Source organism: Paenibacillus jepli (genome assembly GCF_047238105.1).
Taxonomy (GTDB): domain Bacteria; phylum Bacillota; class Bacilli; order Paenibacillales; family Paenibacillaceae; genus Paenibacillus_D.
Genome location: NZ_JBDFMD010000001.1, coordinates 2,163,227 through 2,179,383, shown reverse-complemented (window position 1 = coordinate 2,179,383; position 16,157 = coordinate 2,163,227). Strand labels below are relative to the sequence as shown.

Annotated in this window: 16 protein-coding genes; 7 read left to right on the top strand and 9 right to left on the bottom strand. The window is 54.9% G+C overall.

All coding sequences use genetic code 11. From position 1 onward, the window contains the following. Positions 1–81 precede the first annotated feature (81 nt). The gene (locus tag ABC336_RS09720) at positions 82–879 is read right to left on the bottom strand and encodes a hypothetical protein (protein WP_413238478.1); all 798 of its coding nucleotides are present in this window, start codon (positions 877–879) and stop codon (positions 82–84) included. Between the two features lie 418 nt (positions 880–1,297). Between ABC336_RS09720 and ABC336_RS09715 the strand changes: the two genes are divergently transcribed. Continuing rightward, positions 1,298–2,560 (top strand): transposase, encoded by a 1,263-nt coding sequence (locus ABC336_RS09715; protein WP_413238477.1) that lies wholly within the window; start codon positions 1,298–1,300, stop codon positions 2,558–2,560. 427 nt (positions 2,561–2,987) lie between these two features. On the opposite strand, the gene ABC336_RS09710 is transcribed toward ABC336_RS09715, so the two are convergent. From ABC336_RS09710 to ABC336_RS09675, 8 genes are all read right to left on the bottom strand, one after another. Next, a complete protein-coding gene (locus ABC336_RS09710) occupies positions 2,988–3,239 on the bottom strand; it encodes a hypothetical protein (protein WP_413242661.1) in 252 nt (83 codons plus the stop codon). Beyond that, positions 3,167–3,442, bottom strand: a complete 276-nt coding sequence (locus ABC336_RS09705) for an ABC-2 transporter permease (RefSeq protein WP_413238476.1) — start codon at positions 3,440–3,442, stop codon at positions 3,167–3,169. Before ABC336_RS09705 ends, ABC336_RS09710 begins: the two co-directional genes overlap by 73 nt. Before the next feature lie 181 nt (positions 3,443–3,623). Further along, complete coding sequence (locus tag ABC336_RS09700) at positions 3,624–4,481, bottom strand: ATP-binding cassette domain-containing protein (RefSeq protein WP_413238475.1); 858 nt, start codon at positions 4,479–4,481, stop codon at positions 3,624–3,626. A 22-nt stretch (positions 4,482–4,503) separates the two neighbouring features. Continuing rightward, entirely contained in the window at positions 4,504–4,815 is a 312-nt protein-coding gene (locus tag ABC336_RS09695) for a YfzA family protein (protein ID WP_413238474.1), read from the bottom strand. A 280-nt stretch (positions 4,816–5,095) separates the two neighbouring features. Continuing rightward, complete coding sequence (locus ABC336_RS09690) at positions 5,096–5,449, bottom strand: hypothetical protein (RefSeq protein WP_413238473.1); 354 nt, start codon at positions 5,447–5,449, stop codon at positions 5,096–5,098. Between the two features lie 56 nt (positions 5,450–5,505). Beyond that, complete coding sequence (locus ABC336_RS09685) at positions 5,506–5,790, bottom strand: hypothetical protein (RefSeq protein WP_413238472.1); 285 nt, start codon at positions 5,788–5,790, stop codon at positions 5,506–5,508. A gap of 9 nt (positions 5,791–5,799) precedes the next feature. Further along, entirely contained in the window at positions 5,800–6,402 is a 603-nt protein-coding gene (locus tag ABC336_RS09680) for a LytTR family transcriptional regulator DNA-binding domain-containing protein (RefSeq protein ID WP_413238471.1), read from the bottom strand. Further along, positions 6,353–6,775 carry a hypothetical protein gene (locus ABC336_RS09675; protein WP_413238470.1) on the bottom strand — a complete coding sequence of 141 codons (423 nt, stop codon included), beginning with the start codon at positions 6,773–6,775 and terminating at the stop codon, positions 6,353–6,355. Before ABC336_RS09675 ends, ABC336_RS09680 begins: the two co-directional genes overlap by 50 nt. Before the next feature lie 170 nt (positions 6,776–6,945). On the opposite strand from ABC336_RS09675, the gene ABC336_RS09670 reads away from it, so the two are divergent. From ABC336_RS09670 to ABC336_RS09645, 6 genes are all read left to right on the top strand, one after another. Next, positions 6,946–9,141 (top strand): ATP-dependent helicase, encoded by a 2,196-nt coding sequence (locus ABC336_RS09670; RefSeq protein WP_413238469.1) that lies wholly within the window; start codon positions 6,946–6,948, stop codon positions 9,139–9,141. A gap of 63 nt (positions 9,142–9,204) precedes the next feature. Continuing rightward, complete coding sequence (locus tag ABC336_RS09665; RefSeq protein ID WP_413238468.1) at positions 9,205–10,125, top strand: phosphotriesterase family protein; 921 nt, start codon at positions 9,205–9,207, stop codon at positions 10,123–10,125. Between the two features lie 35 nt (positions 10,126–10,160). Next, a complete protein-coding gene (locus ABC336_RS09660; protein WP_413238467.1) occupies positions 10,161–11,126 on the top strand; it encodes a hypothetical protein in 966 nt (321 codons plus the stop codon). Positions 11,127–12,024: 898 nt separating this feature from the next. After that, positions 12,025–12,468 carry a MarR family winged helix-turn-helix transcriptional regulator gene (locus ABC336_RS09655; protein WP_413238466.1) on the top strand — a complete coding sequence of 148 codons (444 nt, stop codon included), beginning with the start codon at positions 12,025–12,027 and terminating at the stop codon, positions 12,466–12,468. A gap of 5 nt (positions 12,469–12,473) precedes the next feature. Beyond that, on the top strand, positions 12,474–14,201 hold the full coding sequence (locus ABC336_RS09650) for an ABC transporter ATP-binding protein (RefSeq protein ID WP_413238465.1): 1,728 nt from the start codon (positions 12,474–12,476) through the stop codon (positions 14,199–14,201). After that, the gene (locus ABC336_RS09645; protein WP_413238464.1) at positions 14,198–16,012 is read left to right on the top strand and encodes an ABC transporter ATP-binding protein; all 1,815 of its coding nucleotides are present in this window, start codon (positions 14,198–14,200) and stop codon (positions 16,010–16,012) included. The genes ABC336_RS09650 and ABC336_RS09645 overlap by 4 nt, the downstream gene beginning before the upstream one ends. Positions 16,013–16,157 lie beyond the last annotated feature (145 nt).

The following is a 16,157-nucleotide window of genomic DNA, read 5'->3' as shown; positions in this document are numbered from 1 at the left end:
TTGGTATTGAGGTTAAAATACCAAACTTCTTATGACCAAGTTCCCCATATATCCCCATATAATACTACATAATGATACTACTTAAAAGTTCCAAGAGTCTTGCCCAGATGCTTCATCAAAAGACCCTGAACTTGAATATCCCAATTGTGCCCAACCGATTTGAACACCGATAGTTCCATTAAGTGAGGTGTCATGAACAACTTTCCCAAGTATTATCGCAGTGCCGCTTGTGACTTTTGCTTTAATGTTCATAGCTACATAGCCACTATCAAATCCAGATGCTTGCTTATCATAGTTCCATGAAGCTCCACCGTAAGTAATATCGCCCGTTCTTCCGCCACAATTACCAACATAACTTTCAGGACCTGATGGCGTCTGCCTGTGGTAAGTAGCGCACGCATATTCTCCGTTTGTTGTAACATCTGTTTCAAAATTATTATTATAGGATAAGCCGGCTTTATCAGTCAGTCCAAACCAAGTCCATGTTAACCAATTCCAAGAATTATAGATTCGGTATCTCTTTTTACCACCTTCGGAAGATAAGTCTACTCTAAACACATTCATAGTCATGTCCGTATCCGGTATCGTACCCATTATGGACATTTCACCAGTGTTTTGTATCTTTTCAACTAACTTCCCGTTCTCATCTACATAAAATTCCGTCTTTTCATTCCCTGCAAATTTCAACCCTTCGTTGTCAATAACATCTCTTTTAGCTCCTAGTGGTAGATCATTCAATAGCTCGTCAGGAAACCCCATTTTTTTCAGTTTGGCATCGAGTATTTCCTCCGAATAGTTTTCATTTTCTGCAAAAGCAGATAAACTAAAACAAGTAAAGATAAGTGTAAAAATAACTAGTGCTGTTGTTAGTTTTTTCATTTGGATTCTCCTCGTCTAATGGTATTTGCGTGAAAAAATCGGGCACCTTTTTTACACCCACCTCACTTTCTTGTTTGGTATATTTATCATATTTATAACTAATAAATTAAAATGTATTGATTCTTCGGAACTAACTTTAAGTAATTAAATGTCGAAAATTGTAGAATGTTTCCTCCATTTATATAAATATCCTCTCGGTATTCACCGAGGTAGATGGGCAAGGGTTTCCTTGATCCATCCAAATCCGCATCCTCTAACGTTGTAGGGGGATTTTTACATGTCCTGCCTTATTTCATTCTGGGAAATCTTCTGGTTTTCTTTGGTGGTTTCTTTCAAAAAAGCTTGACATTTTATCATTTTCGCCAAAATCGCGAGAAGGGGTTGACCTTTTACTTCTCTCGATGGGAGCGTGTTTGTTTTGAAACCTACGCTTGTTCCTCATGCCACCTACCAAGCCTTTGTTCTCCAACAATTGCTGGCCCACTATGGCAGCGGTGTCGTGCTCATTTCCAAGGACTGGCACCTGGCCGTGAAGCTTTGGATGACCGATTTGTCTGCCCTGACGACGTTGCTTCGGGATGACTCGCTTCGCGGTCCCCAGCCTCGAGATCCGGCGGCTCTTTTTCGATCCTATCTACTTCTCCTCATGACCAACCCGACCATGGGACTCACGGAATGGATTCATGAAATGCGGCGAACGCCGATCTATGCGGTGCTCAGTGGCTTTGAACCCAGCGATCTCCCGGGCGTTGGCACCTTCTACGACTTTTTCAAGCGTCTTTGGCCAAGGGCACGTAAGCATTTTAAACCGAAGCGGTTACCTAAGCGCAAGAGTAAAACCAAGAAAGGCAAGAAAGGTGAAAAAGCACCGATGACCAAACCAAACCGCGTGGGGCGCTTGGTCCAGTGGATGATGCGCCATGCCGATCATTCGACCACCTTGCCTGGGGATCGGTTGTTTCAGTTCTTCCAGGATCACATCCTGCGTGTGTCGGCAAGCTTAGGCTTGCTCGGGGATTGTTCGGCTCTCCGTGTGGCCGGTGATGGGACCCCGGTCGTCACGGCCGCGTATCCCCGAAGCAAACCGACTTGCCAGTGTCGTGCCCGCGGTATAGCTGATTGCAACCATCCTCGTCTTTACTCCCAGCCCGATTGCGACTCCGGCTGGGACAGCGCCAGAGAAACCTACTTTAGCGGCTACCACCTGTACATGATCTCTGCGGCGGACAGCAAATACGATTTGCCTCTGTATCCCAGACTACATCCTGCCTCGCGGCACGATGCGGTTAGCCTGGTCCTCAGCACGGTTGAATTGCAGCAACGATTCACCTTGGGCACGGTCAATGCGATGTTGCTTGATGCCGCTCATGATGCAGAAGTGATTTATTCGCTGCTTCACCACCAGCGCATCGAGCCCTTCATCGATCTCAACAACCGGAGCAAGACGAACACGGCGACCACGAGCGACATCCAGATTTCACCGACCGGCATTCCGATCTGCCCCAAGGGCAAGGAGATGAAACCTAACGGGTTCGACAATCCCAGAACCGTCGCAAGTGGCGCTGTTCCCCGGCCTGTGGCTGCTCCGATGCCGCCTATGGACGAACGTACCATACGCACAGCAGCGATAATCTTCGTCTGTTTCCCAAGACGCCTCGCGGATCTGAAAAGTGGAAGCTGATCTACAAACGTCGTTCATCCATCGAACGTTCCAATAAACGCGAGAAGATCGACTACAAACTCGAATCCGGCAGGCATCGCTCCACGATGATGTGGTACATACGCATCTACGGCATTATGACTTGCCAACACCTGGATGCCTGGTACGTGAACTAGAGAGAAGAGTGGGACCGCTTTAAGCGTGTCATCTGTCCTTCTATCGGCTAGTTTCAAAAAAGTCCCATCCCTAAATTGGCGGCGTCTGTCCTTTTTTGAAATTGGCTTTCATCTTCCATGTTTTCCAGCTTCATTTGCCATACCATTTGGATTTCGACCTTTCAGAGAGTCTTTAATTCCGAGAGGCTATTACGTGAAAGTTGTTGCCGAAGTATGAATGAGCATGCACAGGGCTGGAGCAGCCTGATACTCCAGGTGCTCTACACCAAGCCCTAAAGCTCCTTCTTGTTGTAGATCAGCACAGACACCGCATACGAGATGAGATAAGCCAGCAAAGAAACCGCCACGAACACAACGGAGAAGATCCGGTCATAACCCGCTGCATTCGAGCCAATGGTGAACATCAGCAAGGTCGAGACCAGGAAGAACATCCCGAAGCCAAAACCGACGCTCAGCAGGGTGATCTGGTCGGATTTCTCCGTCCCCAGGCAAAAGTTAGAGGACAGGAGAGGGTCGCCATGCACAGGACGATCTCGATCCCGCGTAGGGTGAAATTATAGAAAACATCTGTGGCGGAGGGGCCGATCAGCCATGCCGCACCATAAAACAACCCCATGGCCAGAAGAACGCCAGCAGCAACGAGCAGCAGCAGCAACACGTAATGACTCTGCACCAGCTTGTTTCGTGTTAACGGCAAAGTGAAGACAAACTTGTTCCATCCGGACATGGCATCATGCTTTAACACTTCAATGCGGGTTGGACCATAAAGATAAAGGGCAGAAATGCAGCAACCCGCACCGCGATCGGCTGCTTAGCGAGATGAAGCACGATGCTGATAAAAACTGTGAGCAGGATCGAGTTCCGGATACTCTTTTCAGTGGAGTAGTAATGATTCAATAGCAATCCCTTCATTTCATATCACCTCTCATCAGAAGCAGGGTAATATCGTCCACCGAAAATGGTTTACGTTGGAGCACTGCCGGAATATTGTCTGCTGAAGATACCAGGACATCCAAACCGTCGGTATGCTTCCGATAGGCGACCACATGATCTTGAGGGATGGATGCGATCTCATCTGCAGAGCAGGTAAGAACGGCATACTCGTGCAATAACGCCTCTTTGGTGACGTTTAACAGGATGGTGCCGTTTTTGATGAAGATCAGATGATCCGCCACTTTCTCAATGTCACTGGTGATATGTGAGGATAGCAGGACACCACGATGTTTGTCCTTGGCCACGTTCAACAAGACCTCCAAGATCTCTTCCCTCCCTACGGGGTCCAGGCCGGCTGTCGCCTCGTCAAGGATCAGGACCTTCGCGTCGTGCGAGAGCGCGACGGCGAGCGATAGCTTCATCGCCATCCCTCGTGAGAAATGCTCGATGTTTTTGTCGACCGGCAGGTTGAACCGGGAGAGATACTGCGTATATTGCTTCGCATCCCACCTTGTATAGATATGGCTCAACACGCGGCCCAATTGCCCCGCATGCAAGATTTTGGAGAAATGCATGTTATCCAGCACCACACCCAAATTCTCTCGCAAGGAAACATTCGCGGGATCGATCTCTGTGCCAAGCATGCGAATCACGCCATCGTCTTTTTTCAGCGTGCCGATGATGGTGCCCATGGTCGTTGTTTTTCCGGCGCCGTTTTCGCCTATGAAACCTACGATGGACCCGTAGGGAATGGAAAACGAAATGCCTTTCAGCGAGAAAGTAGAGTTGGCATAACGTTTCGTTACATCTTCAAGTTCAAGGATAGCTGACATGATTTCCGCCTCCTGCTTCCATTTATTTTTTGAATAAGATAGCCGACACAAAGTCCGTCAGAGCCGCAAGCACGACCGCAAGGAGCATGATCGCCGTAACAAAGTTGAAAAACAGAAAATCATAGGGCGCAAACCAGGTGGTAAAAAGCTCATCAGGCAAAGAATCCATGATCGTTTTGGCAAAGTTGCCTTGCTCCCTCAAATTCGGATAGAGCGAGAAGAAGTCCATTGTCAAAAAAATGAGCTGTACGAGAAAAAACACCAGGAGGGTGGTCGCCCAGGATTTCAACCGATGGGATCGCGGCTTAGATCCAGAATCTTTCATATTATCCATTTACTTTCCAATTGATCTTGCGTTAACTTGAAATATAAAGTATATGACTCTCACATCTACTTAGCTTATATTTCTTGGAATGAGACTTGCTGCGCCTCATGCTTTCGAAGCTAGTTTTGCTTTGCAAAACTCTTAGGCGAAGCCGTTTCACCTTGGTTGGGATAGTCTTCATTGTAGGAGAGAATGCCGGAGCTTGCCTTAGAATCGCAGCCAAAAGAGGGAGAATACCGATGAATGGAGGTATAGAGGAATAAAAAAGAGCCCTGCTCGAAGGCAAGGCTCAAAAGGTATGTTTTCGTTTGTCCAGCATGAAAAGAGCCAGTAGAACAAAGACGCCTGCCAGGAGTATAAAGTATAAGAAAGGGTAGGCAAATGCCCGAGCAGGCTGAACGGCAATCAGTTCCAGGCCTTCAGCAAACACATGATTGGGAAGCAGTTTCCTAAGCAGAGCTGCATCCTGATTCGACAGGAAGCGATTGATTATTTCCAAGGAAATAAAAAATATGATGACAGGTGTTCCCCAAAAACTGACCTCCACGGTGTTCTTCGACAGACAGGCCAGGATCGTGCCGGTGGAAAGCATCAGCAGAATACATGGGATGCTATATAGACTTATCAGAATTCCAGTGAACATACTGACTCCGCCTAACCACGCAATGACGAAGCATAGCCCAACTGAGATGAGGAAGGTCAGCGTAGCTTTGACGAGCACGAGAGTGCCAAGCTTGTAGCTTGCTGCTCAAAGATCCGCCACGTCCGCTGTTCCTTTTCCTCGACAAGCAGGAACCCCAGCATAAACAAAGGCAAGAACATGAGCGTGAATATAATGAGAAAGGACCAGGAAGGCGCTCGATCTTGAAAAATCAGCGAGGCGAGTCCTGAAAATGGAATTAAAAGTAAAATAAGGACTTGAACGTTCGTTCGCAAACCGTGGACTTCTTTATACAGCAATGCGCTGAATTGTTTTCGTGTCATCGTAGCCCCCTACAACTGCAGCATATCTTTTAATGCAGCATAGTTACCTTTGGATAAAGGAACCGTACTGTGCTTGCGGTCATCCAGACTTAAGCTGTAACTGTTCTTGCTCCACACGATGATCTCCCGCACCCGCTGCAGGTTGACCAGATAAGACCGGTGGCAGCGAAAGAAACCAAATGGACGTAACCGCTGCTCCAGCTCCTTCAGTGGAATGGGCGTATCAAAGGTCTCGCTGTTTACATACAGACGGGACTGGCCTTCACTGCTCTCGACATAATCAATCTCAAGCGGGTCGAACAGGATAATTTTGTCCTCAGCCTTGGCTGTAATTTTTTGCAGTTTGAACGGCTGGGCTGTCAATTGGCGACTGCTGCTATCCGGCTGATCTTCCGCATCGCCCAGCTCATGCAGCCCTCTTTCGTTCAAGCGGTAGGGCTTGCCGAGTTGAATAGCTTCTTCGAGCGAGGTGCTCGTCATCACAACATAACGGTCGGAGATCTGTTCCAGCACAGCGAAGAATGCCTGCTTGGTCTGCCGGTCGGCGTGGAGCAGCGGCTGGTCAAACAGACAGATGCGGCTGGAGATGACCAGGCAGCGGGCATAATGCAACCGCCTCTGTTCCTGCACCGTCAGATGCCTGATGCTTTTTCGGCGATCTGGACAAGATCGCAGACGGCGAGCACGTTATTTTATCAGTCGACTGATTATACAGCTTGTTCCAGAGCCGAATATGCTGTCTAGGCGTTAGTCTCGGGGACAGGCCATCCGACTGGAGGTACACGAATCGCTCCTGTGGTCCACAGCTGCCATGTGACCCGGTGAACACAGGAGAGGGCGACAGATACAAGGCGTGAAAAGGTTCGAGCCATTCGATATCGCTTTGGACGGCGACAGGCTTGCCCTCCTCGACAGTCAGACTAATATCAGGCAGCAGCATCGTATTTCCTTTAATGGTGGATGCAGCTTGAAGCGTTAGTGTCATGCTTGTGACTCCTTGCTTTCATAGTAGGGCGATCCCGGGTGCTCTCATGCTAAAGACTAGTGTAGCGGGATTTTGGCCGATAGACAAATCTTTCAATCGGAACGAGCCGCAAATCAAGCTATAATAGAACAACATAACTAGAGAGCTTTTCGAAGGAAAGGAATGGAGGCATGGCAGGGGAACAGTTGTTTTTTGAACGGATGAAGCAAGAGGCGGGCGTACAATTAAACGAGATCCAGCGGCAGGCCGTGACGACAACGGCCGGGCCGCTGCTGCTGCTCGCGGTGCCGGGCTCTGGCAAGACGACGACGATCATCATGCGGATCGGGTATCTCATCCGGGTGCTGGGCACCGATCCGTCCCGGATCAAGGCGGTCACCTTCAGCCGGGCCTCGGCGAGGGATATGAAGGAGCGATACCGGAGTCTGTTCCCTGAGCTGTCGCCGCCCGCCTTCTCGACCATCCACAGTCTGACCTTCGAGGTGGTGCGGGAGCATCTGCGGCGGCTGGGGCAGCCGTACCAGCTCATCGAGGGCGAAGCGGCGGACGGCGAGAGTCAGGTGTCGGCTGACGGGGTGCCGCTGCAGAAGCGGGCGCTGCTGCGGGAGCTCTACCGGCGCCTGACGGGGAACACGCTGGCCGAAGACCAGATGGAGGAGCTGACAGCCTACATCAGTGCCGTCAAGAACCGGATGCTGCCCCGGGAGCAGTGGGATCAGGCGGACATCGAGGTGCCGCAAGCGGCGGAGCTGCTGGAGGCTTACGAGACGTTCAAGCAGTCCGGCCACAACAAGCGTCTGGTCGACTACGACGATATGCTGACGATCGGCGAGCAGGCGCTGGCGGAAGACGCGGAGCTGCTGCGCCGCTACCAGCAGCGGTACGACTATATCCTGACTGACGAGAGTCAGGATACGTCGCTGGTGCAGCATGCGATCATCGCCAGGCTGGCGGCCGTGCACCGCAACCTGTGCGTCGTCGGCGACGACGATCAGAGCATCTACAGCTGGCGGGGAGCGGAGCCGTCGTATCTGCTGCGGTTTCGGGATGTCTACCCCGAAGCAGAGATCCTGTATATGGAGCAGAATTACCGCTCCTCCAGGGAGATCGTCGAGACGGCGGCCCGGTTTATCGAGCGCAACCGGGAGCGTTATCCCAAACGGATGCATACGGCCAACCCTGCAGCGGAGCCGATCCGCATCCATACGCTGGGCGACCCGTATGAGCAGGCGCGTTATGTCGTGCAGCAAGTACAGCAGGCAGAGGACCTGTCGGAAACTGCTGTGCTGTATCGCAACAACAGCTCCTCCATCCTGCTGATGCATGAGCTGGATCTGGCCGGCGTGCCCTTCTATATGAAGGATACGGACAACCGCTTCTTCTCCCATTGGGTCACTCAGGACATCCTGAACTTCATGCGCATGACGTATACGGACCGGCGGCCAGAGCTGCTGGAGCGCATCCATCTGCGGATGAGCGGCTATATCAGCAAGCATCAGATGGCGGTGCTGCGGCAGATCGACAACGGCGAGTCTGTCTTCGACAACCTGCTGACGCATGTGCAGCTCAAGGATTATCAGCCCAAGCTGCTGGAGGAGGCCAGGGATACCTTCCGTGAGATGAAGGGGATGCCGCCGCTGGCGGCAATCCGGGTGATCCGGGGCCGTCTCGGCTACGACAAGGCATTGGACAATATGGTCAAACGATTGGGATACCGCAAGGACCATCTGCTCGGCATGCTGGGCACGCTGGAGGAAATCGCCGGCACCCAGGAGACGATGGAGGCCTTTGCGGCCCGGCTGCAGCATCTCCAGGCGTCGCTTCGCAAGTCGCAGACCAGAAGAGACGGCAAGGCCGTGACGCTCTCCACCTTCCACAGCGCCAAAGGGCTGGAGTTCGAGCGGGTATACATGATCGATCTCATCGAGGGCGTCGTACCCTCCAGCGCCGACCGGGAGCGCGAGGCGCTTATGGAAGAGGCGGCGCGGCTCTTCTACGTCGGCATGACCCGGGCCAAACGCCGCTTGGAGCTGCTGCTGTACAGGCGCAACGAGGAGACCAAGACGGAAGAGTCGGCATTCGTCTCGCGGGTGCGGGGGATCCAGCATCCCCGGACCGAATCTCTGGAGAAGGTACGGGTGTCCGGCGGGCGGCGCACGTCTGGGGAGCCGCCGCCGATCAGTCCGCAGACCATCACGGATGCAGCGGAGCTCTCCGTCGGGACGGAGCTGAAGCACCGGCTGATCGGCCGCGGCGAGGTGCTGGAGCTGGCGGGCGATACGATCGAGATCGGCTTCTCCGGCGGCCCCCGCCGGCTGTCCATCCAGATCTGTCTGGAGAAGCGGCTGCTGGAGCGGCAGATTTGAACCTTGGGGACGGCAGCATCGTCCTATCATTTAGAGACCACTTGCAGAGGAGATGAACTGGCTTTGACATTACAAACGGTTCTGGGGCCAATAGACGCGGAGCAAGCGGGACGAATCCTGGAGCACGAGCATGTGCTGGTTGGGTTCGTGGAAGACGGTCGGCTTACGCCGGATGATTATGACCGCGAGGACGTGGTCTCGCGCGTGGCGCCGCTGCTGCTCCAGTTAAAGGCAGCCGGTTGCAGCACGATGGTCGACTGCGCGCCGGAGTATCTGGGGCGGGACCCCTACATTCTCCGCCAGCTGGCCAAACGAACGGGCCTTCATCTCATAACGAATACGGGGCTGTATAAAAAACCGTTTCTGCCTGCCTTTGTCTATAGCGCAGACGAGCGGGAATTGGCTGCTCAGTGGACAGGGGAGGCTGTGAGCGGAATCGGCGAGAGCGGCGTATACCCCGGCTTTATCAAAATCGCCTTTAACGATGGCCCCGCCATCGACGAGACACAGCTCAAGCTGCTCCGCGCTGCGATGCGCACCTCGCTCGACACGGGCTTGCCGATTCAATGTCATACGATCGGGGCAGAGGTTGCGGTGCATGCGTACGAGGTGATGAAGCAAGCGCAGTTTGACCAGGAGCGGTTTATCTGGGTGCATGCCCAGACCTTCCAGGACGACGAGCTGTATCGCAGGCTTGCAGACGAGGGCGGCTGGCTGTCTGTCGATTCGATCCGCATGGACAACTACCGGGAGCAGGTCGACCTGCTGCACAGGCTGATCGCTATCGGCACCGGTCATCGGGTTCTGCTGTCCCAGGACACAGGCTGGTACACAGTCGGTGAGCCCGGCGGCGGCGACATTGCGCCTTATCACCTGATGTTTCAGGATTTTTTCCCGGCTGCGGCGGCGGATGGTTTGGATGCGTCATGGCTTGAACGGTGCGTGACAAGTCAGGCGTTCGAGGCGATGAGCCTAAGGGACTGATGACGGATAACGATAGAAAAGAAGGTGTCTACTCCATGAACAAATGGATCGGCAAACGGCTGGGCTCCAGAACATTTGGCATCACGATCAGCGCTGCGCTGCTGGCCTCTGTGCTGGCCGTGTCCGCCGATGCTGCTCCGGCAGCAGCGACGCAGACTGCTCCAGCAGCGAAGCAGACGGCTGCGGTGACGGCTGCGGCCGCTTCGGAGCAAATCTACAACCGCTTCTTGACGCTCGTGCAGCAACCTGGTCAACAGGCATCCGCGCTTGCCTACCTGCGAGCCCATATCGGTAAGGTGACGCGGTATCAGGCCTCGCTCATGGTGCTGCGTCTGGAGAATGCGATGCATGACGGATTGCCCGCGCTGGGGAGCCGCTTCTCCGACTCGGCCGTGCAGCAGGCGATCGGAGAGGTGTACAAGCCTGGCGACACTCTGGCGGTTGTTCGCGACAGGATGACCGATATATCTGTGCAGACGCTGGTGAATGAAGCGTCGGTTCGGGGGTACAAGCTGGAGACGTCGGAGGGGCTGTTCTATCCTGTCGTCAACTACTCGATCTTCCACGAGTTCCGCGAGCATGTGAGTGAAGATATCGACAGCTACATCCTGATCATGGCCGAGGAATCGCGCGAGGCGGCAGTCAAAGACGCAGCGATCGTCATCGGCTATCAGCAGCTGGTACGGCGCACGTTGACGATGGAACGGTTCCTGGACGATTATCCGCGCTCGAACCGGACGGCCAAAGTAAAGGGGCTGTTCGAGCGCTACAAAGCGATGACGTTCTACGGGACGAGCAATACCGAGCTATTTGGCCATGATGGCGAGGAGATGCGTCCGAATGCGCGGATCGGCTACGCCAACATTTTGAAATGGGTGTCCGCTGACAACAGCAGGTACCTGTCGGAGCTAAGGGACTTCATGGCGCTGGCTGAGAAGTACGAGTATCACAACTCGGCGGAGCTGCGGGATTTTGTGAAGGATATCTTTGCTGAAGCATGAACGGCAACAGGCCCCGGACGAAAGCATTCTCACATCCCCTTGGCCCACGAGCGGACACAGCAGGCGTTAATTCGAGCAGGGACGTGTTTTTAGCTCGACTTACGGACAGAGGATACGTTATCGTTGTCAGAACGGGGCTTAACGACCACAAAACCAGCATATAGCGGATCGTGTGTCCGTAGGGCTTGCTCCGGATAGGGTTTTGATCGAAATAGGAGCTATTGTGTCCGTGTCGGCAGTACTAGCCGGCGTGCGCAGGTTTTGTTTTTGTTTAGGCGTTTAGGAAATTATGATTCTTTCTCGGATAAGTTGTGCTGCGGCTGGGTTGGATGCTGCGCTCCGCAACCAGGGGGAAAAAGTCACTTGAATTCCGCCGTTTGGCGGAGAACCGCCCAACCAGGTGCAAAAAGCAGACTGTTGAAAAATAAAGCCTCAAGGTAACGGATCGTTCTTCCGATCGCTGTTGTTCCCAGATTTCTTGAATTTTGGACCCCTTTTAAGGGGGGGGGGATCCGGGACAGCGTATGCTTCCGAAGCTAGCTTTTCTGCGAAAAGCTCTCGGGCGAACGCTACGCAGCTTATGCTCCCGAAGTCGCTTTCTTATAGAAAGCGTTGACCAGATTCGATTCCGCACCCATCGGCGCTTTTTCAACAAGCTGAAAAAGTCACTTGAATCCGACTGTTTGGCGGAGATCCGCCCAACCAGATGCAAAGTTACTTGAATTCCGCCGTTTGGCGGAGAACCGTCCTTTGCGCCGGCGGGTTCACTGTTTCCAGTCTTCGGCATGGGTTGATTTCGCGGATTACCGGCTTTATAATAGATAAGTAATTTACTTATCTAAATAGCTCGAAGGAATGACGCTGCCTCGGCAGCTACATAACAGAAGGAGGTACAGGAATGTCTGAGAGCGTCAACGAGTTGATCGGGGCTTTCGTCCGGATGCATCGGAGAGAGCTGGAGAACAAGGCTCATGCCGCGACGGAGTACAAGATGAATGAAGGCCGGGTACTGATGCAGCTCAAGAGCGTTCATCCCGAAGGGATGAAGGTCAGCGAGCTGAGCCGGGCCTTGTTCGTCACCTCGCCTTTCGTGACGCAGTTGCTCAATCAGATGGAAGAAAGCGGGCTGATCGTGCGCAAGCGAGACGCGCAAGATCGCAGGATCGTCCGGATCGGGCTGACCGATCAAGGGTTGGAGGCGGCCAGAGCAGTGTATGAGCATTTCCGCAAGCTGTTCGTTGGCCTGGCCGGGCATCTGGGCGAAGCAGACAGCCGCAAGCTGGCTGAGCTGCTGAACCGTACGATGGATTATATGGAAAAGACTTTGCCGAAGAAGGGGTGAGGGACTTGCTTCAGCTGTTCCGTTATTTAAGGCCGTATACACGGCAGATATTGTTGATTATTGTATGTATCTTTGCTGCGATTATGCTGGAGCTCTATCTGCCTACCCTGATGGCCAATCTGGTCGATATCGGGATCGTCCAGGACGATATGCCCTACATCTACCGCACGGGCGGATGGATGCTCGTCTGCGCGCTGCTGGCAGCTGCGCTGACCGTCACGGTCTCCTATCTGACCTCGCGGGTGTCGGCGAGCTTTGGCCGCGATGTGCGCCGGGGGCTGTTCACGCAAGTGGAGAGCCTGTCGATGCAGGAGTTCGAGAAGTTCGGGCCGGCTTCGCTGATCACGCGGACGACCAACGATATCCGTCAGGTGCAGGACGTCGTCAACATGATGCTCGGGATGATGACCCGGGCGCCGATCATGATGATCGGCGGTCTCATCCTCGCGGTCTCGCGGGATGCGCAGCTGTCGCTGATCTTCCTGGCGTCGCTGCCGGTCCTGGCGGGTGCGATCCTGCTGATCGTCCGCTTCGCGGTACCGCTGTTCGGCGCGCTGCAGAAGAAGACCGACCGGCTCAATCTGGTGCTGCGGGAATCGCTGATCGGCGTGCGTGTGATCCGCGCCTTCAATCGCGTAGACGACGAGAAACACCGGTTCAACGAGGCCAATGAGGATTATCGCGACACCGGCATCAAGGTCAACCGCCTCCTGGCCTTCATGTTCCCTGTCATGCTGATCGTCATGAACTTCACGAGCATCGCGATCATCTACTTCGGCGCCTTCCGGGTGCAGGAAGGCTCGCTGCAGATCGGCAATATGATGGCGTTCCTGCAGTATGCGATGATGATCCTGATGTCGCTGATCATGCTGTCGATGGCGCTGGTCATGATCCCGCGGGCGCAGGCATCGGCGAAGCGGATCAACGAAGTGCTGCAGCTGCAGTCCTCGATTCGCGATAACCTGGCGGCCGGCAAGACGGTCCGGCAGAGCGCTTCGCTCGTGTTCGAGGATGTGACTTTCCGTTATGAGGGGGCGGCGCGGCCGGTGCTGGATGCGATCTCCTTCGAGGCGAAGCCCGGGCAGACGACGGCGATCATCGGCAGTACAGGCGCAGGCAAGACGACGCTCCTGCAGATGATCCCGCGATTCTATGACCCGGAGTCGGGCAGCGTCAGGATCGGCGGCGTCGATGTGCGCGAGCTGCCGCTGAAGCAGCTCCGCGAGTCGATCGGCTATGTGTCGCAGAAGGCCTCGCTGTTCCGCGGTACGATCGAGGACAATGTCCGTTTCGGCAACGAGGGGATCACCGATGCTCAGGTGAGACACGCGCTGAACATCGCGCAGGCCGCCGATTTTGTCGACACCAGAGAGGAGGGCATCGCCAGCGAGGTAAGCCAGGGCGGCGGCAATCTCTCGGGCGGCCAGAAGCAGCGGCTCTCGATCGCCCGGGCGCTGGCCCGTAAGGCGGATCTATATCTGTTCGATGACAGCTTCTCGGCGCTGGATTACAAGACAGACGCCCGGCTGCGGGCGGCGCTCAAGGACGAGCTCCGGGACGCCGTCGTGCTCATCGTCGCGCAGCGGATCAGCACAGTCGTCGATGCGGATCAGATCATCGTGCTCAATGAAGGCAAGCTGGCCGGTATCGGCACCCATGACGAGCTGCTGGCGACCAACGAGGTCTACCAGGAGATCGTCGCATCACAACAGACGAAGGAGGAGAGCGCATGAGTGCAGGCAGAGGACCTGGAGCCGCGGCGATGATGCCGGGGGAGAAGCCGAAGGATGCCAAGAAGACGCTGCGGCGTCTGCTCAGCTACTTGAAGCCGATGCGCGTGCGACTGCTGACGATTGCTTTTTTGGCGCTGCTCGGCACGCTCTTCAATGTTATCAGTCCCAAGCTGCTCGGCGATGCGACGACGTCGCTTTACAACAGCTTTATTACAGGCGGCGGCGTTGACTTTGATTTTCTTAACCGGATTCTCCTTTTGCTGGCTGTGCTGTACCTTGCTTCGGCTTTGTTCACCTTTCTGCAGCAGTACATCATGGCCGGCGTGGCACAGACGACGATCGCGGGACTGCGCAAGGAGGTCAACGAGAAGCTCTCGCGCATGCCCCTGCGTTATTTCGACCGTCACTCGCATGGCGACCTGCTGAGCCGGGCCGTCAACGATATCGACAACATCAACAACTCCCTGCAGCAGGCGCTGATGCAGATCATCACCTCCGTCATCACGGTGGTCGGCATCATCGTCATGATGCTCTGGATCAGTCCATGGCTGACGCTGGTGACGCTGCTGACCCTGCCGCTCAGTGCGATCATTATCCGTTTCATTGCTTCACGATCGCAGAAGCAATTTATCCGGCAGCAGACCGAGCTCGGCACCGTCAACGGCCATATCGAAGAGATGTACAGCGGTCATCAGGTGGTCAAGGCGTACGGCTACGAGGAGCGTTCGGTCGCGTCGTTTGATGCGATGAATGACCGGCTGTACCAGGCCAACTGGCGGGCGCAATTTTTCTCCGGGCTGATGATGCCGCTCATGATGTTCGTCAGTAATCTCGGTTATGTCGTCGTGACGATCGTCGGCGCCATCCTGGTGCTGAGCCAGAGCCTCGCGATCGGCAATGTCCAGGCGTTCATCCAATATACGCAGCAGCTCAACCAGCCGCTGGTGCAGGCGGCGGGGATCGCCAACATGATCCAGACGGCGCTGGCTTCGGCAGAGCGGGTATTCACCCTGCTCGATGAGGAGGAGGAGCCGCGCGAGACGCCGGCCAGCCTGCAGCCGGGCAGCCTCGCCGGAAGGGTCACATTCAAGGACGTCAGCTTCGGCTACGAGGCGGGCAAGCCGATCATCCGCGGGCTCGATCTGGCGGCGGAGGAAGGACAGACGATCGCGATCGTCGGCCCGACCGGGGCCGGCAAGACGACGATGATCAATCTGCTGATGCGGTTCTATGAGATCGATGGCGGCAGCCTCCAGCTCGGCGAGACGGATTATCGCCAGATGAGCCGGGAGCAGGTGCGCGGCCAGTATGCGATGGTGATCCAGGATACGTGGCTGTTCAACGGCACGATCCGCGACAACATTGCTTACGGCAAGGAGGGTGCGACCGAGGAGGAGGTCGTTCGCGCGGCACAGGCGGCTTATGCGGACGACTTTATCCGCAAGCTGCCGGATGGCTACGACACCGTGCTGGGCGAGGATGCGACCAACATCTCGCAGGGCCAGCGTCAGCTGCTGACGATCGCCCGGGCGATCATCTCCGATCCGCGCATCCTCATCCTCGATGAAGCGACGAGCAGCGTCGACACGCGCACGGAGATGAATATCCAGCGGGCGATGAAGGCGATCATGAAAGGCCGCACGAGCTTCGTCATCGCGCACCGGCTGTCGACGATCAAGGATGCCGACCTGATCCTCGTCATGAACCAAGGCGAGATCATCGAGCAGGGGACGCATCAGGAGCTGTTGGCGCAGGAAGGCTTCTATGCCGATCTGTACAACAGCCAGTTCTCGGAGCCGGATACGGCATAAGCTGCGCTTGCGCTTGCGCCTGCAGCCGGTGCGGCAGGGCGCTGCCGGGGAAGCGGGTCCGCGATCCAGTGGTGGCAGCCGGATAAGACCGGCGATGAGGAAGTCCGGCTATGCTGTACCCGGACTAGGGAAGCTGCATCTTGCG

Excerpts from the sequence above, each read along its gene's own strand:
- ABC336_RS09720 (WP_413238478.1), bottom strand. The coding sequence starts at position 879 with ATGAAAAAACTAACAACAGCACTAGTTATTTTTACACTTATCTTTACT.
- ABC336_RS09705 (WP_413238476.1), bottom strand. The coding sequence starts at position 3,442 with ATGTCCGGATGGAACAAGTTTGTCTTCACTTTGCCGTTAACACGAAAC.
- ABC336_RS09700 (WP_413238475.1), bottom strand. The coding sequence starts at position 4,481 with ATGTCAGCTATCCTTGAACTTGAAGATGTAACGAAACGTTATGCCAAC.
- ABC336_RS09695 (WP_413238474.1), bottom strand. The coding sequence starts at position 4,815 with ATGGATAATATGAAAGATTCTGGATCTAAGCCGCGATCCCATCGGTTG.
- ABC336_RS09690 (WP_413238473.1), bottom strand. The coding sequence starts at position 5,449 with ATGTTCACTGGAATTCTGATAAGTCTATATAGCATCCCATGTATTCTG.
- ABC336_RS09685 (WP_413238472.1), bottom strand. The coding sequence starts at position 5,790 with ATGACACGAAAACAATTCAGCGCATTGCTGTATAAAGAAGTCCACGGT.
- ABC336_RS09675 (WP_413238470.1), bottom strand. The coding sequence starts at position 6,775 with ATGACACTAACGCTTCAAGCTGCATCCACCATTAAAGGAAATACGATG.
- ABC336_RS09670 (WP_413238469.1), top strand. The coding sequence starts at position 6,946 with ATGGCAGGGGAACAGTTGTTTTTTGAACGGATGAAGCAAGAGGCGGGC.
- ABC336_RS09660 (WP_413238467.1), top strand. The coding sequence starts at position 10,161 with ATGAACAAATGGATCGGCAAACGGCTGGGCTCCAGAACATTTGGCATC.
- ABC336_RS09655 (WP_413238466.1), top strand. The coding sequence starts at position 12,025 with ATGTCTGAGAGCGTCAACGAGTTGATCGGGGCTTTCGTCCGGATGCAT.
- ABC336_RS09645 (WP_413238464.1), top strand. The coding sequence starts at position 14,198 with ATGAGTGCAGGCAGAGGACCTGGAGCCGCGGCGATGATGCCGGGGGAG.